This window comes from bacterium, from assembly GCA_020440705.1.
Lineage (GTDB): Bacteria > Krumholzibacteriota > Krumholzibacteriia > LZORAL124-64-63 > LZORAL124-64-63 > JAGRNP01.
In genome coordinates this window covers 1-25,936 of record JAGRNP010000053.1, presented here as the reverse complement: position 1 = coordinate 25,936, position 25,936 = coordinate 1, and the positions used below count along the sequence as shown (strand labels likewise).

The following is a 25,936-nucleotide window of genomic DNA, read 5'->3' as shown; positions in this document are numbered from 1 at the left end:
CTACTGTCGCAGCACCCGCGGCGTCTGGTGGGGGCCAGGCCGCGCGGCGCCAGCAATGGAGGGAACATGCCTCGAAACCATTCGAAGTCGATGGGTGCAGTCTTCGCGACGGTCCTCTGCGGAATCGCATTGGCTGTCGCCGGTCCTGCCGCGGGTGATCCGGCCAAGGATAGTCCGCCGGCGGGAGGGCCCTTCCTCGGCCTGAATGTCCTGGACCTGAAGCTCGCCATCGACACCACCGCCGACATCGGCGGCGAAACCCGGTTCGTCTCCAGTCGGCCCAACCTCTACGTCGGCGGGCGCCTCGTCGGCTACGGCGGCGGCCGGGCCGATCGGACCATTTCCCTCGGCAGCTACTTCGGTTTCTGTTGGGGCCAGTCCACGTACCGGCTGAACTGGGAAACGCCGGGGGTCCAGTCGTACCCGCCGCTGGACGCTTCCCTGGTCACCGTCGCCGTCCCCATCGGGATGGACCTCAATCTTCGCGTGGGCAATGTCCTCCTCGTCGCTCCCTACGCCGGGGGACGGTTCCATTGGCACCGCCTGAATATCGACATCGACAACGAGGACTTCCACGGCAGCGCCTTCAAGCTCGCCGTCGAGGCCGGTGTCAAGGTGTCGGTGTCGACCGGGCCGGTGCGCATCGCGGGGGGCGCCGGGCTGATCCATGTCCTCAACGACGAGATCGTTTTCGAGGTCACCGACCTCGATTTCGACAGCCGCATGACCGGTTCCTCGCCGGAGTACTTCCTGGGAGTGGAGTTGCGATGAGCAGCACGCGAATCAACGGGTCCGCCACCGCCTGCCTGGCCCTACTGCTCCTGGGGACCGGTTGCGCCAAACTCCCTCTCGAGAACGCGGCGCCGGGAACGCCGATTCTTTCTTCGACCGGCGAACGCACCGCCCTCGGCGTGGCGTGCACGGTCCTGGTCGACGATCCCGACGGCGACAGGGTCACCATCCGGTTCACGGCCACCCCCGAGGGGGGCCTGGCGCAGGCCTCGGTGTGGTCCGCATTCATCCCGAGCGGGCGACCGACCGAGTTCCAGCTGGACCTCGGCGACGGGGTGTGGCACGTCTCCGCGGTCGCGCGGGACGAACTCGAGGAAGAGTCGCCGCGGGGCCATCTCGACGTAACCGTCGCGCCGGCCCAATCCCCGTAGCCCGCGCTAACGCCCTCCGCGGGAGCCGGTGCCGAATCGATACCATGTTTGCCGGTTCAACCCGGTCATTTCCGCCGCTCGGCTCTGCTCTGACCGGTACCTCTCGTACAGGGTCATCCGGTGCGGCACGAGTCCGTCCGGTTCCGAAACCAGCACGACGCCCCCTTGCACCGAATCGGTGGCGTGGCCGCCCTGCACCTGCCAGGTGACGAGGTGCAACTCGGCGCAATCCGGCGCGTTGCCCGCCTCGTCACAGGGCACCAGGCGCGCCAGGGAGAGGATCAACGTGGCCGGGTGCAACTCGCCGGTCAGGAAGTGCGTGATTTCGGTCGGCACGATCACCGACTCCCCCACGGCGAGATTCCGGCCCGCCCAGGCCGAGACCAGGTAGCTCCACTCGGTCCGGAGCCGATCCTCGATCTCGGCGGGCCCGACGCCCTGGTAGAGCGACCTGACCAGGGTCTGCATCCGCGGAGGAATCAGCGGATCGTCGGCCAGCCCCATGATCTTCTCCAGGCGCGCTGCCACGTCCGCGGGTTGCATCAGGCCCCGAAAGCGGCCATCGTAGCCGATGTTCAGGTCGATCCGCATCGAAGCGATCGCGTCCTCGACGGCCCGGGTCGCCGAATCCGCCGCCGCCGCGACAGAGGGCCCCTCCGGCCCCCGCACACCGGACTGGCTGACGGCGACACCGCCGGGCAGATGCGCGACAGCCATGTCGTAGTCGGTCGGGGTGGACAGCGTGTCGATGGCGCTCCCGATTTCCTGCTCGACGGACGTGACGGTCTGCACGACCCACTCGGCGCCGTCGGGCCAGGCGAAGCGCAGCGGGACGACCTGGCCGGCCGGGAATCCGGGGGGCCAACCGTGACGCGTTGACCCGTTCAGAACGTACTGCCGCGATGTCTCCGCCGAATCGAAAGCGACGAAACCCTCGCCCGGCGCCAGAAAGACGTCCGCGAGTGGATCGCCATTCTCCGATGTATCCATCAGCCAGAATGAAGCGAAAGTCCCCACCGGCGACACCACCGTCATCGTATCGCAGAGCACGGCGTGGTTTTCCGTCTGCGACCGGGTGACACCGGCGCAGGTCACGTGCTTCGTCGTTTGCACGTCCCAGGCCGTCCCGGGCAGACTCCGGGGAGGCAGGCAGTACAGGGGTGGGTCGTACACCGTGGTCTCACCCGTCGTGTGGTCGACGACCTTGTGCAGCCACACGCCGCCCCCGGGGCCCTCGATGAAGGTCCGGTCCCGGACGTGGGGAGCATCGAGCCACTCGGTCGTCCGGATCACGCGGGCGACTCCTCCGGCCACGGTCTCTGACGACAGCACCTGTATGTACGCGGATGCCGACCCGTCCACGGACTCGAAGGAGGCGTGCCAATCCGGACCTATCGACCAGACAGGCTCCGTGGCATCCACGGCGATCGCCGGCGACGACGCCGCCAGGACCATGAAAACGACCGGCAGCAGCCGGCATCGTGCCGAATTCCTCATGTGGTCCCCCTTGTCCGGACGTCCCCCGACGCCCCTCAATACTCGAAGCGATACTTCAGGTCCAGGTTGTACGTCGACTCGCCCTGGTTCTCGTCGAGCCGTCGTCGCACCTCCGACTGCAGCAGCAGGTGCTGGTTGATCTGATACTCGACGATGATGTCCAGGTCGTCCATGCCCCGGATGCCCTGGGCGTACTTCAGGTAGAGATCCGAGCCGATGTACTTGCCGACGCCGATGAGGGGATCGAGGCCCGCATCGCCGGTGTCGCGCTGGCGCTGGATCTGATCGATCTCGATGGTGTCGACGATGTCGACCTCGCGGGCGATCTCGCGCTCGAGCAGGTTGAAGCCGGCCGAGATGGAGCTGTTGGCCAGGCGCCGCGAGTCGCCCTCGGGCGTGGCGTGGGGTTCGAGGCCGAGCAGCATGCGCTGGATCGCCTCGGTCGAGTAGCCCCGTTCGCTGGAGAACTGCACCTCCGGATTCGACATCCGGCCCGCGACGTGCACGCCGATGTGTTCGATCACCGAGTTGCTCGAGCCGGCGAAGCGCAGCCGGTACTTGGTCTGGGCGTCGATGTCCAGACGCGGATCGAAGCCCAGTTCCTGGCTGAAGTCGAGCCGGCCGCGCTGCACCTGGAACTTGTTGTTGAAGACGATCAGGTCGCCCTTGTTCACGTCGAGCGAACCACGCATGTAGAGTCCGGCCTCGGTCCGCACGAGGGTCATGTCGCCGCCGAGCACAAGGTCCATCTCGCGGTTGACGATGTGGGCCACGCGCGGGTCGCCGTGGAGGTTCAGGTCGGCCAGCCAGTCGGGCGCCACGGTGCCGAGCAGGGGATCGACGCCGCCCTGGTTCTCGGCGAAGTCGCCGGTGTAGCGCGCCTTGTGCACCGTGTAGTCGCCCAGGAACTTGGGCACCAGCACGCTGTCCGGCCCCACCGTGACGCCCACCATGCGCGCGTTGCGGCTGCTGGCGACCACACGCAGGTCCGGGATCGAGGCCAACAGGAAGCGGTCGAGGACCAGGCGCAGGTCGAAGGTCTCGACGGCCAGCCCGCTGAAGGTGACGGTGCCCTCGCCCGTGAACCCGCCCCGCAGCCCCTCGCGCCCGCGGATGTCGGTCAGGGTGAGCCGGTCCCCGCTGAGGACGCCGCGGCACGACGCCTCCCGGTACACCTCGGCGAGGTCGCGCAGCACGAAGCCCACGTCGCTGAGTTCGATCTCGCCCTGGTAGAAGGGGTGTTCGAGGGGGCCGGCGATGACCACGTCGCCGCCGCCGCGTCCGCTGGCGGTGACGAAGGCGTTGGTGGCCCGGGCCAGGGCATCGAGCTTCGTGTCGCGCGGGATGCTGAACTGCATGTAGAACGGGCCGTCCAGGGGCGCCACCGGTTCGCTGAGCAGATCGAAGACCAGGGGCACCTCGATGCGCCCGGTCAGGGCGAGGTCCTCCTTGTGGCCGCGCACGTCGGCGAGGACCATCTCGCGGCTGTCGACGAAGATCTCGCCCTGCACCTCGTCGAGGTGCAGCCAGTGGATGTTGAAGGGCGAGCTGAACAGGTTGCCCCGGATGACCGGTTCGGAGGTCGAGCCGACCACGCGCACCTGGCCGTCGAAGCGACCTTCGAGACGATCGAGGGCGGGCAGCCGGAACTGCTCCAGGAAGGCCCAGTCCGCCTCGGTGAACGTGAGCTCGAGGTCGAGGTCGGCCCCCGGCCAGAAGTCGGCCGGTCCCGCCCCCTCGTGCGCGACGATCCCGCGCCCGCGCACGCGGCCGAACTCGCTCTGCAGATCGAGATCCGTGATCTCGACGGTGCCGCCCTGGTAGGCCGCGGTGAGGGCCAGGGAATCGACCCGCGCCATGACGAAGGGCGCATCGACGAGGGTCCCGTCGAGGCGGATCGACGGCTCGTCCGGATCGCCGCCGGCGGTGAGGGCGGCGGTGAGGGTGCCCGTGAGCGGATCGCGGGTCTCGACGAAGGGATTCAGCAGGCCGAGATCGAAGCCCTCGCACACCAGCCCGCCCGAGACCTCGACGCCCCGTCGGTACACGCCCGAGCCGCTGACCTCCCCCTGCTCCGAGCCGAGGCGCAGCCGGCCCATGGTGAAGATCCCGTCGCCGACCGCCAGGTCGACCGGATCCGCCAGGGACCAGCGCGTCCCCTCCAGGTCGATCTCCAGTTCGGCCACGGCGAGGTTGTTCACCGAATCGGAGAAGTCGGCCGTGAAGCGCAGCAGGACCGCCGTGTCGCCGAGGGCGGCGCGGAAGGTGTCGACGCGGGCGGCATGGGCCGAGGCCGCGCCCCGGACCGCGTAGTCCCCCAGGTCGACGCCCCCCACGGCCAGGCCGCGGCCCCGCATGTCCACCGTGAAGTCCGGATCGCCCAGGGCGTCCCCCACCCGCAGGTGCACATCCGCCTCGTCGGCGGAGAGGGGCTCGAGGCCGAACCCGTACAGGCTCAGGTCGCCGGTGAAGACCAGGTCGTCGAGGGGCCCGAGCAGCCGCCCCTGCCCGTTGGCGCGGCCCGCGAGGGGCGGCCACGCCCACTCGGCCGGCAGCGTGGCGAGGTTCTCGGAGTTGAGGCTCAGGTCGCCGTGGAAGACCTTGGCGCGGTCGCTGAGCCCCTCGAGGAGCCCGTGCAGGTCGTTGTGGAAGACCTCGACCCGCTTGAAGACGACCGTGTCGGCGTAGGCCTCCACGTCCACGTAGCAGGTGTCGAAGGGCACGATCTCGATGACGCCGTCGTACATCACGCCCGAGACCCGCGTCCACAGGGGCCGGTCGGTGTGCTCGATGCGGAGGCTGCCGTGGCCGTCGGTCACCGGCAGGTCTTCCTCGCCCGGGACGAGGCCCCGCGACATGTCCACGTTGGCCACGTCGCCGTCGAGGATGAACTTCACGTTGTCGGAGTCCGCGACGTCGAAGGTTCCCCGGCCGGTGAACGAGGCCCCGTTGATCTCGCCGGAAAGGCCGTCCAACTCGACCAGCGACCCCTTGATGAGGGCACGCCCGGCCAGCTTCTCCATGGTGTAGCCCTCGAGCTCGCCGGTGAAGACGCCCTCGTAGAGCAGCGTGTCGGCGTCGGCGGTGAAGGTGCCCACGATGTCGCCCCGCGCCTTGAACCCGATGGTCTGGTCGATGAGGTTCTCCACCTCGGCCACGCTCACGTCGACGCCCTCGACCTGCAGCCGCATGGCCTTGTCCCAGTTGCGGTAGCCGCCCACGCGCACGAAGTGGTCGTTGAACAGGCCGGTGACCGAACGGGCGGTGATGCCCTTCGGGTCGATGAAGACCTCGCCCCGCATGTCCATCAGGCGGCTGCCGTGGGTCTCCCAGTCCACGTCGACCCCGCGCATGACCGCCCGCACCTGCTTGCCCGTCTGCAGCGAGCCGGCCCAGTCCAGCCGCGGGATGCGCTCCTGCAGGCGGCCGTCCGGTCCGCTGAACTCGAGGAAGGCGTCGCGCACCACGAGGTGGTCGATCAGCAGCCGCGGCAGGCCGAGTTCGATCTCGGTGACGGGCTCGCCCGCGGCGGTGACCGTGTCCACGCCGGCCATGGAGTAGACCTCGGGCCGGCGCACCGTCACGCGCCGCACGTGGGGCACGGCCCCGAGCACCTGCGCCAGGCCGAAATCGACCTCGACCGTGTCCACCGAGACCAGGGTCATGCCTCCGGAGCCGCCGGGCAGCGTGAGCGACACCCCGTACAGGTCCATGCCCTCGAAGGCGCGCACGCGGAAGTCGCGCACGCGCAGGCCGCCGTCGTCGATCCGCAGCAGGTGCCGGCTGACGAGACCCGACGCGTAGGGCGCCACCAGGCGCGGGTGCGAGCCGACATACACGACGACCCCGATGATCACCAGCCAGGCGATCAGCAGCGGCAGTCGGGAAGGTCGCACCCAGCGTCTCAAAACGGATACCCCAGGGAGAAGTGCCAGACCATCTTCGGGTCCTGGTAGTTGCGCGTGTCGCTCACGTAGTTCACCCGCTTGAGCGGGATGCCGAGGTCGACCCGCACCGGGCCGACCGGCGTGTCCAGGCGCACGCCCGTGCCGTAGCTCCAGCGGTAGTCCCACACCTTGGTCGAGGCCGGATCGGTGGGGTCGCCCGGCTCGCTCGTCAGGCGGAAGCCCCGCATGCGCACGTCGGCGATCTGCTCCCAGACGTTGCCGCCCTCGAAGAAGAACACGCTGGCCAGCTTCCACTTCCGCAGCACCGGCAGCGGGAACCGCCACTCGAGGTTGGTCAGCAGCAGGTAGTTGCCGCCGCGGGCCGGATTGTCGGGCAGCAGCACGTCCGACGAGAAGTTCAGGTCGTCGAGCTCGTCCTGGTCGCTGACCTGCGGCCCGAGGGAGTTCTGGTCGTAGCCGCGGACGGTGCTCGAGCCGCCCGCGAAGAAGCGGTCGTCGTAGGGCACGCCGTCCGGCCCCCGGTCCAGCGAGCTGCCGTAGGGACGCGTGCCGCCGACCTTCAGCCGCATGGCGAGCACGCCGCCGAAGGCCACCCGCTCGTAGTTGTGCCACGAGGCGGTCCACTTGAAGAAGCTGTAGTCGCCGGCCAGGGGCCCGCCCGCCATCTGCAGGGTGCCCACGGTGTACATGCCGGTCGTGGGCCGGAAGATGTCGTCCCGATGATCGATGAAGAGCGCCCAGTTCAGCGAGCGCACATGGTCCGAGCCGGGATCGATCTCGGCGAAGCGGTCCTTCAGGTCCTGGGGCGCCAGCGGGTGCACCTCGGGGTCGGTCACCTTGTAGCCGAAGTAGACCCGGTTGCGGACGCGCCGGCTGGCCTGCCACGAGGTGCCGATGTTCGTACCGTAGGCGAACATGTTCAGGCCCGACTCGCCGCGCGTCTCCCGCTTCATGTAGAGCTCGACGTCGAAGCTGTAGCGGCTGTCGCGCAGGCGCGGGTTCACATAGCGCACGTCGGCGCGGTAGTTGATCTGGCCCTGGTCGAAGCTGGGCGAGTAGTCGATGACGTCCTCGAGGTTCCAGGAGCCGCGGCCGCGCACCTCGAAACGTCGGGCCGTGCCCCACAGGTTGTGGTGGCCCCAGGCGGCGAGCACGCGCACGCGCTCCAGGCTTCCCACCCCCACGCCCAGCTCGTAGAAGGCCGGCTTGCGCTCGATGACCTGCACCTCGAGATCGGTGACGCCCGTGACCGAGTCGCTGCGCACCGGCACGATGACCACGTCGCGGAACAGGGTCGAATTCAGCAGCAGGCGGCGCGACTCCTCGACGTGGTTCCAATGCAGCGGATCGCCCGGGGCGAACTGCAGGTCGCGGGTGATCACGTTGTCGTGGGTGAAGGCGTTGCCCGTCAGCACGACGTCCCCCACCGAGCGCGACAGGCCCGGCGTGATGTGGTACAGCACGTCGGCGGCGAAGGCCGACTCGTCCTCGTACGGCTCGATGGTCACCTCGGGCACGATGGTCGCCCCGAGGAAGGTCTCGTCGCGGTAGAGGGAGAGCAGGGCATAGATGTCGCCGCCGTAGGCGTTGCGGTCGGCCGGGGCGGGCGAGCCCTCGAGCCGCCGCATGACGCCGCGCAGCTTGGCCTCGGGCACGGGCTCGTTGCCCTCGAAACGCACGCTGCGGATGAACGTGCGCGGCCCCTCGACGATGGTGATGTGCAGGTAGTCGCCCTCGTCCGGCACCGGCGAAATGGAATCGAGGCGGGCGCTCACCTGGTGGAAGCCGCGGTTGCGGTAGAAGGTCTCCAGCAGGCGCACCTGGGTGTCGACGAGATGGGGCTGGTAGCGCGGGATGTGCAGCGGCCGCGTCCAGCTCGCCTCCTGGATGCGCAGCAGGTTCTTCAGCTCGCCGGTGGAGAAGGTCTCGTTGCCGTTGATCACGATGCCCCCGAGACGGTGGGTCTCGAGGCCGTAGTCGAGCTCCTCGTCGGCGCGGGCGGACCGCGCCGGGAGCACGGCCAGGGCGATCGCGCAGGCGCAGGCCACCACGACGGCGAGGGCGGGTCCGGCCGTCGGCACGCGACCAGAACCGGCCGCGGGACCGCGTCGGCGCCGGGGCGCCGCGCCGTCCTGGGTCGATTCCGCTGCCCGTCGCTGCTTCTGCACGTGGTCGCTCTCCGCCCGGTTGCCGGTCCGGCGCCGGCGGGCCGAAATCCTTGGCACTTTCGGGCCGGCGATGCTATTAGAGGGGGTATGGAATTCCGCCGCCACCTCTTCCCCGCGTCGCTGCTGCTCCTCGCCGCCCTCGGCTGCGAGGAGCGCTCGGTCGATCTGGATCTGGCCGAGCTGACGCCCGGCGAGCGCCTCTACGTGGAACGGGTCGTCACCCTCGAACGGGCCCGTTCGCTGGCCCTCGTCGACCGCCCGCGCGGAACGGCCCTCCTCGATTCCCTGGCCGCCGCCTGGGGCGACAGCGTGAAGGTCGATCTGCTGGACGGCCTGCCCACCGACCCGTTCCGGGCGGAGGGCCTGCACGCCCTGCTCGTGCGCGTCATGGCGGCCGAGCACGACTCCCTGCGCCGCGACCCGACCGCCGACCGGCTCGACCGGCCCCTGCCCGATCCGGGCCGCCCGGCCCACCCCGACAGCGCCGCCACCGCCGCCGGCGGGGAATGACGCCCGCCGCGACCTAGTGGCCGGTCACCTTCCACACGTCCAGCACGACCACGAAGGTCATGAACAGCAGCAGGATGATCAGGCCGACCTGGGTCGCGATCGCCTGCAGCCGTTCCGGCACCGGCCGGCCGCCCCGCAGCACCTCGATGAAGAGGAACAGGACGTGCCCCCCGTCCAGCACCGGGATGGGCATCAGGTTGAGCAGGAACAGGTTGATGCTGAAGAAGGCGACGAAGTACATCAGGTGCGAGAAGCTCCAGCGCAGCATCTCGCCGGCGGCCTGGCCGATGCGCAGCGGCCCGCCCACCGCGTCGAGGCCCAGCTCGCGCCTGACGAAGTTCTGCAGCACGCCCGCGGTGATGCGGATGGTGCCCATGGTGCGCTCGTAGCCCAGGGACATGGCCTCGCCCAGCCCGACCTTCTGGTAGCCGAAGAAGGGCTCGAGGAAGATGCGCCCCTTGAACTCGCCGGGCGCGATCTCCGTCAGCTCGGGCACGACGGTGCCGCTCATGGGCTGGCCGCCGCGTTCCCACTCGACGAGGACCTCCTCGTCGGGACGGTCGTTGATCCGGTCGGCGATGGCCCCGAACGAGGTCACCGCCTGCCCGGCCACGCGCAGGATGACATCGCCCTGGCGCAGGCCCAGGTCGGCCGCCGGGCCGCCCTTCTGCACCAGGCCGACGGTCGTGTTCCAGGGGCTGAGGCCGAGGTCCCAGACGTTTCGCTCGGGGTCGAAGCGGGGCGCCACCGTGGTCTCGCCCTGCATGCCGTCGCGCTCGTACACGACCCGCACCGGCGGCGTCTGCCCGGCGGCCACGTTCGCCTCGGGCACCAGGCCGTTGATCACCTCGGACCAGATCTCCACCGGCTGGCCGTCCACCATCAGCAGGCGATCGCCGACCTGCAGCCCCGCCTCGGCCGCCGGCGAACCCGCCGTGACCTCGCCCAGGCGCGTGAAGGGGATCGTCTGCAGGCCGTTGCCCAGGATCAGCAGCGTGTAGATGACGAAGGCCAGCACCAGGTTGAACAGGGGCCCGGCCACGAAGACCAGGAAGCGCTGCCAGGCGGGGCGGGTGTGGAAGTGGCGCTCGGGCGGGATGTGGTCGTCCATGCCCGCGGCCTCGGCGTTGCCCTGCTCGGTGCCCATGGGGTACTTGCGCTCCTCCCAGGTGCCGGTGTCCTGGATCTCCTCCATGAGCCCCTCGCCGGCCATCTTGACGTAGCCGCCGAAGGGGATCGCCGAGAGCACGTACTCGGTCTCGCCCCAGCGCTGGCGCACGAGCTTCGGCCCGATGCCGATGGAGAAGGTCTTGACGTAGACGCCGAAGAGCTTGCAGAAGAGGAAGTGCCCCAGTTCGTGGACGATGACCACGAGGCCCAGGGTGAGCACGAAGGCGAAGATGGTGATCAGCAGATTGCTCGGCAAGTTGGCACCCTATCCCGCGGCGGCGATGCGGTCGACCTGACCGTCCGCCTCCCTGCGGGCCTTTCCGTCGATGGCCAGCGCGGCCGCCAGGTCCGGGACCGCGGCGTCGGGCAGGGCCGTCAGGCAATTCTCGATGACGTGCGGGATGTCCGCGTACCGGATCCGTCCGGCCAGCAGCGCGGCCACCGCGATCTCGTTGGCCGCATTGAGCACGATGGGCGCCGCGCCCCCGGCCCGCCCGGCCGCCTCGGCCAGGCGCAGGCAGGGGAACCGTTCCCGGTCCGGCGCCTCAAACCGGAGCGTTCCGGTCTGCACCAAATCTAGCTTTCCCGTGGCCAACGGCCAATGCTTTTCGCCGCTGACGGCGTACTGCAGGGGGACCCGCATGTCGGGCGTCCCGAGCTGGGCCAGCAGGGCCCCGTCCACGAACTCGACCAGGCTGTGCACGATGGAGCCCGGATGCACCACCACGTCGATGCGGTCGTAGTCCAGGCCGAAGAGGTGATGGGCTTCGATGACCTCCAGACCCTTGTTCATCAGGGTGGCCGAATCGACCGTGATCTTGGGCCCCATGTTCCAGGTGGGGTGGTCCAGGACCCGCTCCAGGCCCACCTGCGCCAGTTCCGCGGCGGGGGTCTCGCGGAAGGGGCCGCCCGAGGCGGTCAGGATCAGGCGCGCGATCTCGTCCTCGCGGCGCCCGCTCAAACACTGGGCGATGGCCGAATGTTCCGAGTCGACGGGCAGGACCTCGGCACCCCCCTCCCGCACGGCCCGGGCCACCAGCTCGCCCCCCACCACGAGGGATTCCTTGTTGGCCAGGGCGATGCGCAGTCCGCGGCGGGCGGCCGCCAGGGTGGGCCCCAGGCCCGCCGCGCCCACCAGGCCGTTCACGAGGCAGTGGGCGTCCTCGGCCGCGGCCACGAGGCCGGCCACCGCGTCGGGCCCGGCCGGCAGCAGCAGCGGCGCCAGCACCGGGTCGGCCGCCGCCCGGGCGTGCGCGTCCGGATCGGTCACGGCCACCAGGGGCGCCGGCGCGTCGGGCTGCAGGGTGCGCAGGGCGACCACCGCCCGGGAAAGCTCCGCCACGCGTCCGCGGCAGGCCAGGCCGGCCACCTGCAGGCGCTCCGGATGACGCGCCACGAGGTCGAGGGTCTGTTCGCCGATGGAGCCGGTGGCGCCCGCCACGACCAGGCGCAGGGGCGTCGGCCACGTCTGCAGGGGGCGTCCGCACGGATACAGGCTGCCGGCGGGCTGCGGGTGGGTCACGGTGGGCTCCCTCCTTCCCTCAGACGATGAAGAACCGGAAGTAGTAGTACAGCACCGGCACGGTGAAGAGCAGCGAATCGAAGCGGTCGAGCACGCCCCCGTGGCCGGGGATGAGCTCGGCCGAATCCTTGATGCCGGCGTCGCGCTTGATGAGCGACTCGACGAGGTCGCCCACCTGGGCCATGAGGCCGGCGAAGACGCCGACGGTGGTCGCCGCCACCGGCGTCAGGAACGGGGTCACGCCCCGCGCGCAGAGCCAGCCCACGAGGCCGGCCGCCACCAGCCCGCCCACGGCTCCCTCGACGGTCTTGTTGGGGCTGATGCGCGGGATCAGCTTGTGCCGGCCGAGGGCCACGCCGCAGAGATAGGCACCGGTGTCGGTGGCCCAGGTCACCAGGGCGGCGAAGAACACCAGGCGGGCCCCCATGGCGTCGTCCATGCCGACCGAGGCGGGCAGTTCGCGCAGCATCACGAGATGGCTGCCGAGCCAGCCCACGTACATGATCCCGAACACCGTGATCGCCATGTGGGCCAGGCTCTGGCTCATGTCGCGGCGGAAGATCTCGCGGCCCATGATCAGCAGCAGGCTGCCGGTCAGGATGAGCGGGATCACGACTCCCCGCTGCCAGGCGTACCAGCTGAGGGCCATGGCGCAGAAGTAGCCCAGCACCTCGAACGGGCGGTAGCCCTTGGCCTTCATGAGGATGTAGAACTCGCGCAGCCCGAGCAGGATGATCAGGTCGGCCAGCAGGAGGAAGAACAGCCCGCCGCGGCGGGTGATCAGGTACAGGCAGGGCACGCCCACCAGGGTCACGGCCACGCGGGGCAGGATCCCCGCGCGCAGGAAGCGGTGTCCGGTGGAGGGAGCGGGTCCGGTGGCGGATTCGGCCTGCCGGCTGCCGTCGGTCACGGGTTGACCTTCAGCAGGCGCTTCCAGCGGGCCGGATCCAGGAGCGAGCCGCCATCGGCCGACGGGGCGGTCGGGGCGGCCTCGGGCAGGGCCCCGAACCGGCGCTCGCGGTTCTGGTAGTCGGCCACGGCCAGCAGCAGGTCGCGGCCGCCGAAGTCGGGCCAGAGGACCGGCGTGATCAGCAGCTCCGAGTAGGCCGACTGCCACGGCAGGAAGTTGCTGAGCCGGGCCTCGCCGCTGGTGCGGATGACGAGGTCCGGATCGGGCAGGCCCGCCGTGTGCAGCCCGGCGGCGATGACGTCCTCGTCGATGTCCTCGGGGCGCAGTTCGCCGGCGGCCACGCGGCGCGCGGCCTCCCGGGCGGCCCGCACGATCTCCTGCCGGCCGCCGTAGGCCAGGGCCAGGTTCAGGACCAGCCCGGTGTTGACGGCCAGGGCGTCGACGGCTTCCTGCAGGGCGGCCCGCGCCCGCGCCGGCAGCTGCTCGAGGTCGCCGCTGGCGCGCAGGCGGACGTTCTGGCGGGCCAGTTCGTCGCGCTCGGCGCCGAGGGTCTCCTGCAGGAAATGCCAGAGCGCCTTCACCTCGGCCTCGGGCCGGTTGAAGTTCTCCTGGCTGAAGGTGTACAGGGTGAGGACCTCGACCCCGAGGCGACCGCACATGTCGACGCAGCGCTTGACCGCGTGACGCCCCGCGCGGTGGCCGGCGACCCGGGGCAGGAAGCGCTTGCGGGCCCAGCGCCCGTTGCCGTCCATGATCACGGCCACGTGCCGGGGCACATTGCCCGCGTCGCGCACCGCCGCCAGCAGGGCGTCGTCGCCGAGTCCGGTCAGGATGTCCAGGTCGTGGGTCGCCATCGGGTCGCTTCCGTCCTCGGGCCCCGGAGCCTAGAGCTCCATGATCTCGCGGTGCTTGGCCTCCACGATCGTGTCGACCTCGGCGCAGTACCTGTCGGTCAGCTTCTGCACCTCTTCCTTCTCGCGGTGCAGGTCGTCCTCGGTGATGTCGCCGTCCTTCTGTTCCTTCTTCAGGGCGTCGTTCGCCTCCTGGCGCACCTTGCGGACGGCGATCTTGCCCTCCTCGCCGAACTCGCGGGCCTGCTTGCCCAGGTCGCGGCGGCGCTCCTCGGTCAGCTCGGGCACCTGGATGCGGATCATCATGCCGTCGCTGGACGGATTCAAGCCCAGGTTCGCCCCCTGGATCGCCTTCTCGATCAGGCCGATGGCCGAGCGGTCGAAGGGCTTGACCGTCAGCAGGCGCGGCTCGGGCACCGTCACGGTGGCGAGCTGATTCAGGGGCGTCGGGGCTCCGTAGTATTCGACCTTCACGCCGTCCAGGATCGCCGGCGTGGCCTTGCCGGTGCGGATCTTGCCCAGGCGGTGCTTGACCGTGTCGACGGTCTCGGCCATGGACATCTCGGTGGTTTCCATCACTTCGGCGCTCATTCTACGACTCCTTCTTGATCCAGGTTCCGGGCTGCTCACCCGCGATGACGCGCACCAGGCTCTCGGGATCGGAAATGTCGAACACGAACATGGGCAACCCCTGCTCCGCGCAGAGGGTCACCGCGGTCAGGTCCATGACCCCGAGGCGCTCGTCGATGACCCGACTGTAGTCGAGTTCGTCGTAGCGGACGGCGTCGGCATGGGCGTGGGGATCCTTGTCGTAGACGCCGTCGACCTGGGTGCCCTTGAGCAGCGCGTCGGCGCTGATCTCGAGCGCCCGCAGGGCAGCCGCCGAATCGGTGGTGAAGTACGGGTTGCCGGTGCCGCCGGCGAAGATGAGCACGTGCCCCCGGTTCATGAGCTCGAGGGCCTCGTCGCGGGCGAAGCTCTTGGTCAGGGGGCGCTGCTCGCGCGGGCTGAGCACCCGCGAACGCAGACCCTCGCCGCGCAGGTAGTCGCGCAGGATGGCCGCGTTCATGATCGTGGCGAGCATGCCCACGTTGTCGGCCGTGACGCGGTCGACGATCTGCAGGTTGGCGGACCGCGCCCGGAAGATGTTCCCGGCCCCGACCACGACCCCCACCTGGACGCCCATCTGGGTGACCCGGGCGATGGCCTGGGCCAGGCCGCTGAGCTTCTCGTGGCAGTACTGCTCGCCGTCGGACATCAGCGCTTCGCCGCTGAGCTTCAGGAGGATGCGCGTGAACTTCACTGGCGGATTCCCTTTCCGTGCTCGCCGGTCACCGGCCGCACTGCGACCGCCGGGCAAAAAAAAGCCCGGGCGAAAGCGCCCGGGCCGTGGTCCTGTGCGTCAACCGCCGATCTGGTAGCGGGCGAACCGCTTGATCTGCATGTTTTCGCCGAGGGAACCGATGATGGACTTGAGGTAGTCCTCCACCGTCAGGTCCGGGTCCTTCACGTACTTCTGCTCCATGAGGCAGATCTCACTGTAATACTTGTCCACCTTGCCTTCAACAATCTTGTCGATGATCTCGGCGGGCTTGTTCTGCTCCTTCATCTGGTCGCGGTAGATCTCCCGCTCCTTCTCGATGAGGGAGGAATCGACCTCGTCGCGGGTGACCGCGATGGGGCTGGCGGCGGCGATGTGCATGGCCACGTTCTTGACGAACTCCTGGAAGTCGTCGGTGCGGGCCACGAAGTCGGTCTCGCAGGCGACCTCGACGAGCACGCCGACCTTGCCGCCCATGTGGATGTAGCTGCCGACCAGGCCCTGGCTGGTGGCCCGGCCCTCCTTCTTCGCAGCCGAGGCGATGCCCTTGGTGCGGAGGTAGTCCATGGCCTTGTCCATGTCGCCGCCGCACTCGGAGAGCGCCTTCTTGCAGTCCATCATGCCGGCGCCGCTGGTCTCACGCAGCTCCTTGACCATTTTCGCGGTGATTTCCATGACTCTCAGTCCCTTCCCGGCCCCCGGGGGCCGGCGGTCAGTTGATGGTCCCGCCGCAGCGGGGGCGTGATGCGGGCGACGGGGCCCGACCCGGTGCGGGCCGGGCCCCGGAATTCAACGCGGGCCGTCTCAGGCCTGCTCGGACGGCGACGCGGCCGCGGCGTCCTTGGTCTCGACCTTGCTGTCCTCGCCGTCGAGGGTGGCGCTGGCGGCGGCGGCGCCGGCGCGAGGCGCGGCCATGTCGACGCTCGCGGCGCCGATCTCCTTGCCCTCCCCCTTCATGCGGCGGCCTTCCTCGATGGCGCCGGCCACGGTGCGCGTGAAGAGCGTGATGGCCCGGATCGCGTCGTCGTTGCCCGGGATCGGGTAGCGCACCAGCGTGGGGTCGCAGTTCGTGTCGACGATGCCGATGACGGGGATGCCCAGGTTGGCGGCCTCGCGGACGGCGGTCTCCTCCTCGGCCGTGTCGACCACGAAGACGGCGTCGGGCACGCCCTTCATGTTCCGGATGCCGCCGAGGTTGGTGTTCAGCTTCTCGAACTTCCGGCTCAGGTCGAGCTGCTCCTTCTTGGAGAAGTTCTCGATCCGGCCGTCCTTCATCATGGCCTCGATCTCCTCGAGCTTCTGCACGCTCTTGTAGATCGTCTGGTGGTTGGTGAGCATGCCGCCGAGCCAGCGCTCGGTCACGTAGGGCATGCCGACCTTCTCGGCCATCTCGCGGATGGCGACCTTGGCCTGCTTCTTGGTGCCGACGAAGAGCACCGTGCCCCCCTTGCTCGAGACCTTCTTCAGGAACTCGCAGGCCTCGTTGAGGGCCTTCAGGGTGCGCTGCAGGTCGATGATGTAGATGCCGCCCCGGGCGATGAAGATGTAGGGTTTCATCTTGGGGTTCCACTTGCGGGTCTGGTGCCCGAAGTGGACGCCTGCCTCGAGCAGGTCCTTCAGTCCGACGTTGGCCATGTCTGGTCTCCCATCACATTCAGGTTGGTCCTCCCCGGTCTTCGACGGAGGCGGAAAAACACCGGAAGCGGAATTCGGCAGGTGCCACCAATTCCCCCTCCTCCGACCGGGTGTGTATTTCGCGGAGCCGGCCCCGACCCGATGCGGGCAGGGGCCGATCCGACTTCGTCTCGCCGGGACGAGGCCCGGCCACTCGCGGCGCCAGGGCGCGGGACGACCCCGGGGGGCCGTCGCCGGCGACTAGCGCTTGGAGAACTGGAACCGCTTGCGCGCGCCCGGCTGGCCGTACTTCTTGCGCTCGACCATGCGGGAGTCACGGGTCAGGTAGCCCCGCTTGCGCAGGGGCTTGCGGTAGTCCTCGTTGGCGACGACCAGGGCCCGGGCCAGGCCGTGGCGCAGGGCGCCCGCCTGACCGGAGGTGCCGCCGCCCTTGACCGTGCACCAGACGTCGAATTCGCCTTCGACGCCGAGGCTGATCAGGGGCATGAGGGCCTGCTCGCGCACGGCCTCACCGAAGTACTCCTGGACCTCGCGGTTGTTGATCCTGATCTGGCCCGACCCCTGGGTCAGCCAGACCCTGGCCACGGCGGTCTTGCGTCGGCCCGTGGCGTAGTACCTTTCTTCCAAGACAGATCCTCCAGCTTAGCAGATCGTTGCGAGGACCGGCACCGCCGGCCCTTCCCGGGAAAACAGTCTACAGCTCGACCACTTTGGGCTGCTGGGGACCGTGGGGGTGCTCGGCGCCCGCGTACACGCGCAGGTTCTTGAGCTGGGCGCGGCCGAGACGCGTCTTCGGCAGCATGCCCTTCACCGCGGACATGATGACGTCCTCGGGCCGATTTTCCATGAGGCGGCTCATGGGGGTGGCCTTTTGGCCGCCGACGTAGCCGGAGTGGCGCAGATAGACCTTCTTCTCGCGCTTCAGGCCGGTCAGCTTGACCTTGGCGGCGTTCAGCACGATCACGTTGTCCCCCATGTCGAGGTGGGCCGTGAACGTGGGCTTGTGCTTGCCGCGCAGGAAGGTCGCCACCTGGGTCGCGAGCCGCCCGAGCACGACGCCGTCGGCGTCGATCACGAGCCAGTCCTTGGCGATCTCGTCCAGTTTCATGCTGTAGGTCTTCAAGAGACTTTCTCCTCGTCAGCCCGTCTTCCGGGCCGTCCACCGGGGCGGTGCGCACCGCCGCCTGGATCCGGGCCATCCTGTCGGAGACGGAACGACAAAAAGGCGCACGCGCCCTGCCTCCATCCCGGAGTGATCGCCGACGGATTCTTCAAGTTCTTTTGATGCAGCAGCTTGCAGCGAATCGTCCACAAATCCGCTTCGGCGCGATCCGGCGAAAATCGGGTAAATCCGGACCCCGGCAGCCATTGCAGGACGGGAAAACTAGCAAACGGACCCGGCTTTGTCAAGGACGCCCGGGCGGGGAAAACCCCTGTTTGCAGGCGGCTAGGCGCGCCTGCCGGGACGGTCGAGCACCGGCGCGAGGCTGCGGTCGAAGGGCGGCCGGAGCACCCCGTGCTCGGTGATGAAGGCCGTGATCAGCTCGGCCGGCGTCACGTCGAAGGCCGGATTGCGCGCCAGCACCCCCGGCGGCGTCGTGCGCTCGGTGCGCCAGCGGTGCACCTCGTCCGGGTCGCGCTCCTCGATGGCGATGCCGGCGCCGTCGGCGGTGTCCGGATCGAAGGTGCTCGCCGGAGCCGCGATGTAGAAGGGCACGTCGTGGCGGTCGGCCAGGACGGCCAGCGGGTAGGTGCCGATCTTGTTGGCGGCGTCGCCGTTGGCGGCGATGCGGTCGGCGCCGGTGATCACGGCGTCGACGAGACCCTCGCGCAGGATCGTGGCCGCGGCGGAGTCGCAGAGGACCGTCACCTCGACGCCCTGGTTCTGCAGCTCCCAGGCCGTCAGCCGGGCGCCCTGCAGCAGCGGGCGGGTCTCGTCGGCGTACACCCGGACCGACTTGCCGGCCTCGCGGGCGGCGTACACCACCCCCACGGCGGTGCCGTAGCCGCCGGTGGCGAGGCCGCCGGCGTTGCAGTGGGTGAGCACGGTGGCGAAGTCGGGCAGCAGCTCGGCCCCGTGGCGCCCCAGGCGCCGGCACATGTCGACGTCCTCGTCGCGGACGGCGCCGGCCTCGGCCAGCAGGGCGGCCTCGATGGCCCCGGCGTCGGCGCCGGACGCGGCCAACCCCTCGGCCAGGGCGCCGCAGCGGTCCAGGGCCCAGAAGAGATTCACGGCCGTGGGCCGGGTGCCGGCCAGGGCCGCGCGATGGGCGCGGAATCCCGGCAGGATGGCCCCGGGGTCGTCGCCGACCTCGCGCCGCACGAGCGTCCAGGCGAGGGCCAGCCCGTGGGCGGCGGCCACGCCGATGGCGGGCGCCCCCCGCACGGCCAGTTCGACGATGGCCCGGCACAGGGAGGGGATGTCGCCGCAGCGGCGCCACGCCAGTTCGTCCGGCAGCCGGGTCTGATCGATGAGCACGACCTCGTCGCCGTCGCGGGCGACGACCGGGAAGGGGAACGGGAGGCTGGTCATGGCGTCTCCTCGCCGGGGTCGCCGCCCCCCAGGACCCCGCGCAGCATGGCGCCCAGCCGGGCCAGGGGCAGCCCCATGACGTTGAAGTAGCAGCCGTCCACGCCCGCGACCATGAGGGCCCCGAGGCCCTGGATGCCGTAGGCGCCGGCCTTGTCCATCGGTTCTCCGGAGCGAACATACCCGGCGACGGCCGCCGGGTCCAGGGTGTGGAAGCGCACGCCGGTGCTCTCGTGGGCCAGCCGGCCCGGCCGGCCCGCCGCCCCGCCGACCAGGGCGATGGCCGTGATCACCGTGTGCCGGCGGCCGGACAGGCGCGCCAGGAGCCGTTCGGCCTCGGCCGTGTCGCGCGGCTTCTCCAGCACGTCCCCGTCGAGCACGACCACCGTGTCGGCCCCCAGCACCAGGTCGCCCGGACGCCGGTCGGCCACGTCGGCGGCCTTGACCCGCGCCAGCTCCCGGGCGTACAAGTCGGGCGCGGCGCCGCGGGCGGCCAGGGTCGCGGCGAGGGCCTCCTCCACGTCGCCCGCCGGATCGCAGACGAACGGGATGCCGGCGGTGCGCAGCAGCTCCGAGCGCCGCGGCGAGCGCGAGGCGAGCACCAGCCGCAGGCCGTCCGGCCAGGGCACGAAGGGGGTGATCAGGGCCGGGTCAGTCATCGGCGGACGCGGCCTCCCGCTCCAGGATCAGGGTCACGGGTCCGTCGTTGACGAGGTGGACCTCCATCATGGCGCCGAAGACGCCCTCGCCCACGTCGGGCCACTCGGCGCGGAGCAGGGCGGCGAAGCGCTCGTACAGGCGCCGGGCGTCGTCGGGCGGCGCCGAGCCGACGAAGCTCGGGCGGTGCCCCTTGCGGCAATCGCCGTAGAGGGTGAACTGGCTGACGAGGAGGATGCCGCCGCCCACGTCGGCCAGGGCCCGGTTCATGCGTCCCTCGTCGTCGCGGAAGATGCGCAGCCGGGGCAGCTTGCGGGCCATCCAGGCGAGCTCGGCCTCGGTGTCGTCCGGGGCGAACCCGGCCAGGACCACGAGTCCCGCGGTGATCTCCCCCGTCACGTCGCCGGCGACGGTGACGCGGGCCGGGCCGGTGGTCCGCTGCACCACGCACCGCATCTCAGTCGTCCCCCCCGGCCACGGGCCCGCCGCCGAGCTGGAAGCGCTCGATGTTCTGCACGCCGCGCACCTTGCGGATCGCCTTGAGAATCTTCTCGAGGCTGTTGAGGTTCTTCACCTCGACCACGAGGGTGACCTTGGCCAGGTCGTCCTCGGCAGAGAATTCGCCGCTGCTGATGTTCGTGTTGGTCAGGCTGATGACGTTGGAGATGTCCATCAGCAGGTTGTTGCGGTCGTTGGCGGTGATGATGAGCTTGACCATGAACGTCTGGTCCGGGGCGCTGTCCCAGACGACGTCGATCAGGCGCTCGGGGCCGAGGTTCGGGTCGCTCAGGTTCGTGCAGCCCGCCCGGTGCACCGACACCCCGCGCCCGCGCGTGATCACCCCGACGATGCTGTCGCCCGGGATGGGCTGGCAGCAGCGGGCGAAGCTCACCATGAGGTTGTCGACCCCGGCCACCCGCACACCGGAGGTGGTGCGCCGCAGCAGCGTGTCGTAGAGCTCGCGCCCCTTGGCGAAGACCTTCTCGGCCGGCGACTCGGGCTCGGGCGTGACCCGGGCCACGACCTTGCCGTGGGTGATCTCGCCCCGCCCCACGGCGGCCAGGAGCTTGTCGAGCTCGTCGTAGCCCATCTGCTGGGCCACGTCGAGGAGCTCGTCGACCTTGCGGCCCGTGTGGGCGCGCTTCAGCTCGCGGTCGAGGATGTCCCGCCCGAGGCGCACGCTCTCCTGGAACTGGGTCGCCTTGATCAAGCGCCGGATGTGGTGCTTGGCGCGGCTGGTCTTGACCACTTCGAGCCAGCTCGCGCTGGGGCTGGGCGTCTTGCTGGTGAGGATCTCCACCGTGTCGCCGTTGTGCAGCTCCGAGCGCAGGGTGACGATGCGGCCGTTCACCTTGGCCCCGATGCAGCGGAAGCCCACCTCGGAGTGGATGGTGAAGGCGAAGTCGAGCGGCGTGGCGCCGCGCGGCAGCTGGAAGACGTCGCCGCCGGGGCTGAAGACGAAGACCTCGTCGCGGAAGAAGTCGACCTTGAGGGTCTCCATGAACTCCCGCGCGTCGTCGACGTCCTCCTCCCACTCCATGATCTGGCGCAGCCACTTGACCATCTCGGCCAGGTCGGCCTTGTCCGCGCCGCCGCCCTCCTTGTAGCGCCAGTGCGCGGCGATGCCCAGCTCGGCCCGCTCGTGCATCTCCTCGGTGCGGATCTGCACCTCGATGAACTTGCCCCCGGGCACCCGCACCGTCGAGTGGATGCTCTGGTAGAGGTTCGGCTTGGGGGTGGCGATGTAGTCCTTGATGCGGTCGGCCAGGGGCGGGAAGTGCGAGTGCAGGATGCCCAGGGCGTGGTAGCAGTCGGCCTTGGTGTCGACGATGACGCGCACGGCGAGCAGGTCGTAGACGCGGTCGAGCCCGATCTCCTGCTCCTTCATCTTGCGGTAGATGGAGTAGAAGTGCTTGGGCCGCCCGGTCACGCGGCAGCGGATGCCGGCCTCGTCCAGGGCCTCCTTCAGCGGGCGGGCGATCTTCTCGATGAGCCGCTCGCGCTCGGCCCGCGTCTGGCTGATGCCGGACTCGATCTCGAAGTAGCGCTCGGGCTGCAGCGTCTTGAAGGCCAGGTCCTCGAGTTCCCACTTGATCTTGGCGATGCCGAAGCGGTTGGCCAGGGGCACGTAGACGTCCATGGTCTCCTGGGCGATGTCCTGCTGGCGCTCGGCCGGCAGGTAGCTCAGGGTGCGCATGTTGTGCAGGCGATCGGCCAGCTTGATCAGCACGGTGCGCGGATCCTGGGCGATGGCCAGGACGAGCTTGCGGTAGGTCTCGGCCTTGCGGGCGTCCTTGTTCACCGCGCGGATGCCCGAGATCTTCGTCACCCCGTCGACCATGTGGGCGACATCCTGGCCGAAGCGCTGGCGGATGTCCTCCATCTCGTAGGAGGTGTCCTCGACCACGTCGTGCACCATGGCGGCGATGAGGGTGTCGACGTCGAGGCGGAGGTCGGCGAGGATCGTGGCCACGGTCAGGGCGTGGGCGAAGAAGGGCTCGCCCGACTTGCGGAACTGGCCCTCGTGCGCATCCTTCGCGAAGCGGAAGCCGAACCAGAGCTTGTCCTCGTCGGCCTGCGGATTGTAGCTGCGGACCGTCTCCCACAGGCCTTCCATCATGGCCCGGAGGTCGACCGGTTCCGCTGCCGGCAGGCGGCTCATTGCCCGCCCGGCCGGATGTCCACGAGCAGCTGCTGCACGGGGTCGTAGTTCCCGCTGCGCGGACGGAAGGTGCTGCGGCTGATCTGGAACAGGATGTCCCAGTCGCGGTCGAGCAGGTCCTGGGCGCCGAGCCCCCGCTCGTCGAGCATGCGCCGCCACGCGTCGCCGCTGCCGAAGGAGACGAACTCCCGGCTCAGGGCGGGCGTCTCCTCGCGCGGGCGCGCGGGCCCGCGGAAGGCGAAGCGCAGGTGGGCGCCGCCCGAGAGCTGCGTCGGCGGGCGCTGCAGGCGCAGGCCCCGGCAGCGGAATACCGGCTTGCGATTGCCCGAGCCGAACGGTTCGAGATGCTCGAGTTCGTTCACCAGCCGGGCCACGTCGCGCGCGCTCATGACCTTCAGGTCGAGGTCGAGGTCGTAGGTCTCGGGCACCGGGCCGGTCTGGGGCCCGGTGCGCAGGGCCTCGAGGAACGACTCGCGGAAGGCGTCGAGGTCGCGGGCGCGCAGGGTCATGCCCGCGGCCTGGGCGTGGCCGCCGTGCCGCAGCAGGTGGTCGCCGCAGCGGTCGAGCAGCGACTTCACGTCGACGTTGGGCACCGAGCGCGCCGAGCCGCGGGCCTCCATCCCCTCGACCGAGATGAGGACCACCGGCAGCTGGAACTGCTCGACCAGGCGCGCGGCGCCGATGCCGATGATGCCCTTGTGCCAGGAGCTGGACGCGAGCACCAGGCCCGGGTCGCCCCGCTGCACGTAGGGCACGGCCATGTCGATGGCCTCCTCCTTCAGGAGCTGGTCCTGCTCCTTGCGGCGGTTGTTGGTGCGGTCGGCCTCCTCGGCCAGCAGCCGGGCCCGGTCCGGATCGCGCGTCAGCAGCAGTTCGAGGGCCGACATGACCCGCCCGATGCGCCCGCAGGCGTTGAGGCGCGGCGCGAGCTGGTAGGCGAAGTCGCCCGTCGTGACGGGGAAGCCGCGGTCGAGTCCCGCCACCGAGAGCAGGGCCGCCAGCCCCGGCCGGATGGTGGCGCGGTCGTTGAAGCGCTCGAGTCCCTTCTTCACGAGGACCCGGTTCTCGCCCACGAGGGCCATCTGGTCGGCCACGAGCCCCATGGCGACGAGGTCGAGGACCGAGGTCAGGAAGTCGTCCGGCAGGCTCCCGGGGTGCTTCGTCTTGAGGGCCTGGGCGAACTTGAAGGCGACGGCTACGCCGCACAGTTCGCCGTTGGGGTAGGTGGCCCCGTCGCGCCGCGGATTGACCAGGGCGGTGGCGGCGGGACGCTCCTCGAAGATGTGGTGATCCAGGACGATGACATCCATGCCCAGTTCGCGGGCCAGGGAGATCTCGTCGATGGCCGCGGCGCCGGTGTCGACCGTGACCAGCAGGGTCACGCCGTCGCCGGCCCACTCGCGCACCTTGCGCGCCGCCACGCCGTAGCCGTCGGTGGCGCGGTCGGGAATGAAGGCCGGCTGGGGCGCCAGGCGCGAGCCGTCGACCTCCAGGGCGCTGAGGGTCTCGAAGAGCAGGGCGCTGCCGGTGATGCCGTCGACGTCGAAGTCGCCGTGGATGGCCACGCGCTCCCCGTCGCGGGCGGCCTGGATCATGCGCGCCACGGCCAGGTCCATCTCCTGGAGCAGGAACGGATCGTGGAGCTGGTCGAGGGAGGGATAGAAGAAGCGCTCGAGCTCGTCGGATCCGGTCACGCCCCGGCCCGCAAGGACGTTCAGCAGGCAGTCCGAAACCTGGAACTGCAGCGGCACCTTGCGGCGGATGCGCTCGGCCAGGCCCTCCTGCACGGCGTACGTCGCCGCCCAGGGGCGGCCCGACAGGACGCCGGTGCGCACGGGATCATCGGGCACGCCGGAACGGCTGCAGGGGCTGTCGTCGGCCCCGACGGCTGCGGATTCATCTCTGCCGGGTGTGGCTGCCACGAAAAATCACGCCTCTCCGCTCGGGAACGGGCCGACCGCGGGGCGGACGGCGCATCGGCTGCGGTCTAGACGTGAGAAGCCGGTCGTAAGCCGAGTTCTGTTGCCGCACCGCGAACGGCACGGCGACGATCATGTATCTCGGACCGCCGTTGCCGACGGCCTCCAGCGACCTACCCGGGAGTCGTAACGAGACGGGCCGTCTCATCCTCCACTATTTGGTCTTGCTCCAGGTGGGGTTTGCCCTGCCACCGCCGTCACCGGCGGCGCGGTGAGCTCTTACCTCGCCATTTCACCCTTACCCCGTGCCGGCGAGCCGACCCGTGGCGGTATCTTTTCTGTGGCACTTTCCGTGGGATCACTCCCCCTGGCCGTTAACCAGCACCCTGCCCTGTGGAGCTCGGACTTTCCTCGAACCTCCCGCAATCCAGGATTCGGGAGGCACGCGATCGCCTCCCCGACTTCTCACCGGGACATCATAATGCGAAAGGAGGCCGCTGTCACCGGAATTCACGCCGTTCAGGCGTCGTCCAGGGCCCGGTTCGCGAGGGCGTCGGCGTGGGCGTTGTCGGCCCGGCGGACGTGGTTGACGCGGAAGTCGTTGAAGTTCTTGGCCAGGAAGACCACCTGCTGGTAGAGGGGCCGCAGGTCGGGGCTCTTGACCCGGTACGAGCCGTTGAGCTGCCGGACGATCAGCTCGCTGTCCATCTTCACGTGGACGCGCTTGACGCCCCAGCGGGCGCAGTGCTCCAGGGCGGCGACGATGGCCCGGTATTCGGCCACGTTGTTGGTGGCCCGGCCGATGGCCTCGCGCAGTTCGGCCACCTTCTCGCCGCCCTTCAACTGGAAGACGACGCCGATCGCCGCCGGGCCGGGGTTGCCCCGGCTGGCGCCGTCGGTGTGCACCTCGAGCACGTCGCGGGGATGGCCGACCGGGCTGGTCTGGAGCTCGCCGGCCGGCGTCAGCGGAGGGTAGTCCCGCCCGCCCTTGCGCCGCGACGCGTCCTTGCCCCGGGCGGGCCGGGTCGTCCCGTCGGCGGTCGCCCCGTCGGTCGCGGCGGGCTCCTCCCCGTCCTCGTCCTCGGCGGCGAGTTCCCGCCGCCAGATGGACAGGCGGCGGCGCAGTTCCCGCACCGAGAGCCCGCACTCGCGCGCGAGCGAGCGCAGCTCGCCGCTGCGCTCGAGGGTCCGCAGCAGGTCGGTCAGGGTTTCGGGATTCGCCGGTGTCATGTCGCTCGCCTCGCCGCTCCGTTGGCTGTCCGGTCAGGAGCTCGCCGTGGCGTTCCACGGCCGGTGCACCACGTAGCGGGCGCAGCCGGCGCAGCGCACCAGGCTCTTGCCCTTGTCCGCGTCGATGGCCTGCTGGGCCGGGAGCTGGCCGAAGCAGCCGCCGCAGGCGCCGCCCGCGACCCACACCACGGCCCGGCGCCCGCCCCCGTGCAGGCGCTCCACGTGCCGCCGCACCGCCGGCGGCAACAGGGCCAGCAGGCGGGCGATCTCGACCTCGTGGTCG

The 25,936-nt window shown here is 70.0% G+C and carries 22 protein-coding genes, 1 other RNA gene and 1 pseudogene; 3 read left to right on the top strand and 21 right to left on the bottom strand.

Translation table 11 applies throughout. The features are described from left to right. A partial coding sequence (locus KDM41_09715; protein MCB1183701.1) for a hypothetical protein occupies window positions 1-771 on the top strand: 771 nt, incomplete at its 5' end. Further along, window positions 768-1,163 carry a hypothetical protein gene (locus KDM41_09710; GenBank protein MCB1183700.1) on the top strand — a complete coding sequence of 132 codons (396 nt, stop codon included), beginning with the start codon at window positions 768-770 and terminating at the stop codon, window positions 1,161-1,163. The genes KDM41_09715 and KDM41_09710, both read left to right, overlap by 4 nt. A gap of 6 nt (window positions 1,164-1,169) precedes the next feature. Here KDM41_09710 and KDM41_09705 read toward each other — a convergent pair whose 3' ends face one another. The 3 genes from KDM41_09705 to KDM41_09695 are packed head-to-tail and all read right to left on the bottom strand — an operon-like array spanning window position 1,170 to window position 8,736. Next, window positions 1,170-2,660 (bottom strand): hypothetical protein, encoded by a 1,491-nt coding sequence (locus KDM41_09705; protein ID MCB1183699.1) that lies wholly within the window; start codon window positions 2,658-2,660, stop codon window positions 1,170-1,172. A 35-nt stretch (window positions 2,661-2,695) separates the two neighbouring features. Next, the gene (locus KDM41_09700; GenBank protein MCB1183698.1) at window positions 2,696-6,556 is read right to left on the bottom strand and encodes a translocation/assembly module TamB domain-containing protein; all 3,861 of its coding nucleotides are present in this window, start codon (window positions 6,554-6,556) and stop codon (window positions 2,696-2,698) included. Between the two features lie 8 nt (window positions 6,557-6,564). Next, the gene (locus KDM41_09695) at window positions 6,565-8,736 is read right to left on the bottom strand and encodes a BamA/TamA family outer membrane protein (GenBank protein MCB1183697.1); all 2,172 of its coding nucleotides are present in this window, start codon (window positions 8,734-8,736) and stop codon (window positions 6,565-6,567) included. Between the two features lie 87 nt (window positions 8,737-8,823). Here KDM41_09695 and KDM41_09690 point away from each other — a divergent pair, with 87 nt between their 5' ends. Continuing rightward, on the top strand, window positions 8,824-9,246 hold the full coding sequence (locus KDM41_09690; GenBank protein MCB1183696.1) for a hypothetical protein: 423 nt from the start codon (window positions 8,824-8,826) through the stop codon (window positions 9,244-9,246). Between the two features lie 13 nt (window positions 9,247-9,259). Here KDM41_09690 and rseP read toward each other — a convergent pair whose 3' ends face one another. From rseP to KDM41_09600, 18 genes and pseudogenes are all read right to left on the bottom strand, one after another. After that, the gene (gene rseP / locus KDM41_09685) at window positions 9,260-10,672 is read right to left on the bottom strand and encodes an RIP metalloprotease RseP (protein MCB1183695.1); all 1,413 of its coding nucleotides are present in this window, start codon (window positions 10,670-10,672) and stop codon (window positions 9,260-9,262) included. Between the two features lie 9 nt (window positions 10,673-10,681). Continuing rightward, the gene (gene dxr / locus KDM41_09680) at window positions 10,682-11,890 is read right to left on the bottom strand and encodes a 1-deoxy-D-xylulose-5-phosphate reductoisomerase (GenBank protein MCB1183694.1); all 1,209 of its coding nucleotides are present in this window, start codon (window positions 11,888-11,890) and stop codon (window positions 10,682-10,684) included. 67 nt (window positions 11,891-11,957) lie between these two features. Then, window positions 11,958-12,848 (bottom strand): phosphatidate cytidylyltransferase, encoded by an 891-nt coding sequence (locus tag KDM41_09675; GenBank protein ID MCB1183693.1) that lies wholly within the window; start codon window positions 12,846-12,848, stop codon window positions 11,958-11,960. After that, on the bottom strand, window positions 12,845-13,702 hold the full coding sequence (locus KDM41_09670) for an isoprenyl transferase (protein MCB1183692.1): 858 nt from the start codon (window positions 13,700-13,702) through the stop codon (window positions 12,845-12,847). The genes KDM41_09675 and KDM41_09670 overlap by 4 nt, the downstream gene beginning before the upstream one ends. Window positions 13,703-13,732: 30 nt before the next feature. Next, entirely contained in the window at window positions 13,733-14,290 is a 558-nt protein-coding gene (frr, locus tag KDM41_09665; GenBank protein ID MCB1183691.1) for a ribosome recycling factor, read from the bottom strand. A 1-nt stretch (window position 14,291) separates the two neighbouring features. Then, window positions 14,292-15,002 carry a UMP kinase gene (locus KDM41_09660; GenBank protein MCB1183690.1) on the bottom strand — a complete coding sequence of 237 codons (711 nt, stop codon included), beginning with the start codon at window positions 15,000-15,002 and terminating at the stop codon, window positions 14,292-14,294. Window positions 15,003-15,101: 99 nt separating this feature from the next. Continuing rightward, window positions 15,102-15,695: a translation elongation factor Ts gene (gene tsf, locus KDM41_09655; protein MCB1183689.1), complete on the bottom strand. Its 594-nt coding sequence runs from the start codon at window positions 15,693-15,695 to the stop codon at window positions 15,102-15,104. A 279-nt stretch (window positions 15,696-15,974) separates the two neighbouring features. Next, window positions 15,975-16,655 (bottom strand): annotated as a pseudogene (gene rpsB, locus KDM41_09650) (30S ribosomal protein S2). A gap of 240 nt (window positions 16,656-16,895) precedes the next feature. Further along, window positions 16,896-17,282 carry a 30S ribosomal protein S9 gene (rpsI, locus tag KDM41_09645; protein MCB1183688.1) on the bottom strand — a complete coding sequence of 129 codons (387 nt, stop codon included), beginning with the start codon at window positions 17,280-17,282 and terminating at the stop codon, window positions 16,896-16,898. 67 nt (window positions 17,283-17,349) lie between these two features. After that, on the bottom strand, window positions 17,350-17,778 hold the full coding sequence (gene rplM, locus KDM41_09640; GenBank protein ID MCB1183687.1) for a 50S ribosomal protein L13: 429 nt from the start codon (window positions 17,776-17,778) through the stop codon (window positions 17,350-17,352). A gap of 324 nt (window positions 17,779-18,102) precedes the next feature. Next, complete coding sequence (gene mtnA, locus KDM41_09635; protein ID MCB1183686.1) at window positions 18,103-19,188, bottom strand: S-methyl-5-thioribose-1-phosphate isomerase; 1,086 nt, start codon at window positions 19,186-19,188, stop codon at window positions 18,103-18,105. After that, window positions 19,185-19,844, bottom strand: a complete 660-nt coding sequence (maf, locus tag KDM41_09630) for a septum formation protein Maf (GenBank protein ID MCB1183685.1) — start codon at window positions 19,842-19,844, stop codon at window positions 19,185-19,187. Before maf ends, mtnA begins: the two co-directional genes overlap by 4 nt. Next, a complete protein-coding gene (gene dtd / locus KDM41_09625; GenBank protein MCB1183684.1) occupies window positions 19,837-20,298 on the bottom strand; it encodes a D-tyrosyl-tRNA(Tyr) deacylase in 462 nt (153 codons plus the stop codon). The genes maf and dtd overlap by 8 nt, the downstream gene beginning before the upstream one ends. A 1-nt stretch (window position 20,299) precedes the next feature. Further along, window positions 20,300-22,462, bottom strand: a complete 2,163-nt coding sequence (locus tag KDM41_09620) for a bifunctional (p)ppGpp synthetase/guanosine-3',5'-bis(diphosphate) 3'-pyrophosphohydrolase (GenBank protein MCB1183683.1) — start codon at window positions 22,460-22,462, stop codon at window positions 20,300-20,302. Between the two features lie 38 nt (window positions 22,463-22,500). Next, a complete protein-coding gene (recJ, locus tag KDM41_09615) occupies window positions 22,501-24,339 on the bottom strand; it encodes a single-stranded-DNA-specific exonuclease RecJ (protein MCB1183682.1) in 1,839 nt (612 codons plus the stop codon). A 157-nt stretch (window positions 24,340-24,496) separates the two neighbouring features. Further along, an RNA gene (gene rnpB, locus KDM41_09610) (RNase P RNA component class A) lies at window positions 24,497-24,889 on the bottom strand. A 53-nt stretch (window positions 24,890-24,942) separates the two neighbouring features. Then, entirely contained in the window at window positions 24,943-25,338 is a 396-nt protein-coding gene (locus KDM41_09605; GenBank protein MCB1183681.1) for a ribonuclease HI family protein, read from the bottom strand. A 348-nt stretch (window positions 25,339-25,686) separates the two neighbouring features. Then, the coding region (locus tag KDM41_09600) for a hypothetical protein (GenBank protein MCB1183680.1) at window positions 25,687-25,936 on the bottom strand (250 nt) is incomplete at its 5' end.

What these genes read in the sequence shown, in the direction of transcription:
- KDM41_09710 (MCB1183700.1), top strand. Translation starts at nt 768, where the DNA reads ATGAGCAGCACGCGAATCAACGGGTCCGCCACCGCCTGCCTGGCCCTA.
- KDM41_09705 (MCB1183699.1), bottom strand. Translation starts at nt 2,660, where the DNA reads ATGAGGAATTCGGCACGATGCCGGCTGCTGCCGGTCGTTTTCATGGTC.
- KDM41_09690 (MCB1183696.1), top strand. Translation starts at nt 8,824, where the DNA reads ATGGAATTCCGCCGCCACCTCTTCCCCGCGTCGCTGCTGCTCCTCGCC.
- KDM41_09670 (MCB1183692.1), bottom strand. Translation starts at nt 13,702, where the DNA reads ATGGCGACCCACGACCTGGACATCCTGACCGGACTCGGCGACGACGCC.
- frr (MCB1183691.1), bottom strand. Translation starts at nt 14,290, where the DNA reads ATGAGCGCCGAAGTGATGGAAACCACCGAGATGTCCATGGCCGAGACC.
- tsf (MCB1183689.1), bottom strand. Translation starts at nt 15,695, where the DNA reads ATGGAAATCACCGCGAAAATGGTCAAGGAGCTGCGTGAGACCAGCGGC.
- mtnA (MCB1183686.1), bottom strand. Translation starts at nt 19,188, where the DNA reads ATGACCAGCCTCCCGTTCCCCTTCCCGGTCGTCGCCCGCGACGGCGAC.
- maf (MCB1183685.1), bottom strand. Translation starts at nt 19,844, where the DNA reads ATGACTGACCCGGCCCTGATCACCCCCTTCGTGCCCTGGCCGGACGGC.
- dtd (MCB1183684.1), bottom strand. Translation starts at nt 20,298, where the DNA reads ATGCGGTGCGTGGTGCAGCGGACCACCGGCCCGGCCCGCGTCACCGTC.
- KDM41_09620 (MCB1183683.1), bottom strand. Translation starts at nt 22,462, where the DNA reads ATGATGGAAGGCCTGTGGGAGACGGTCCGCAGCTACAATCCGCAGGCC.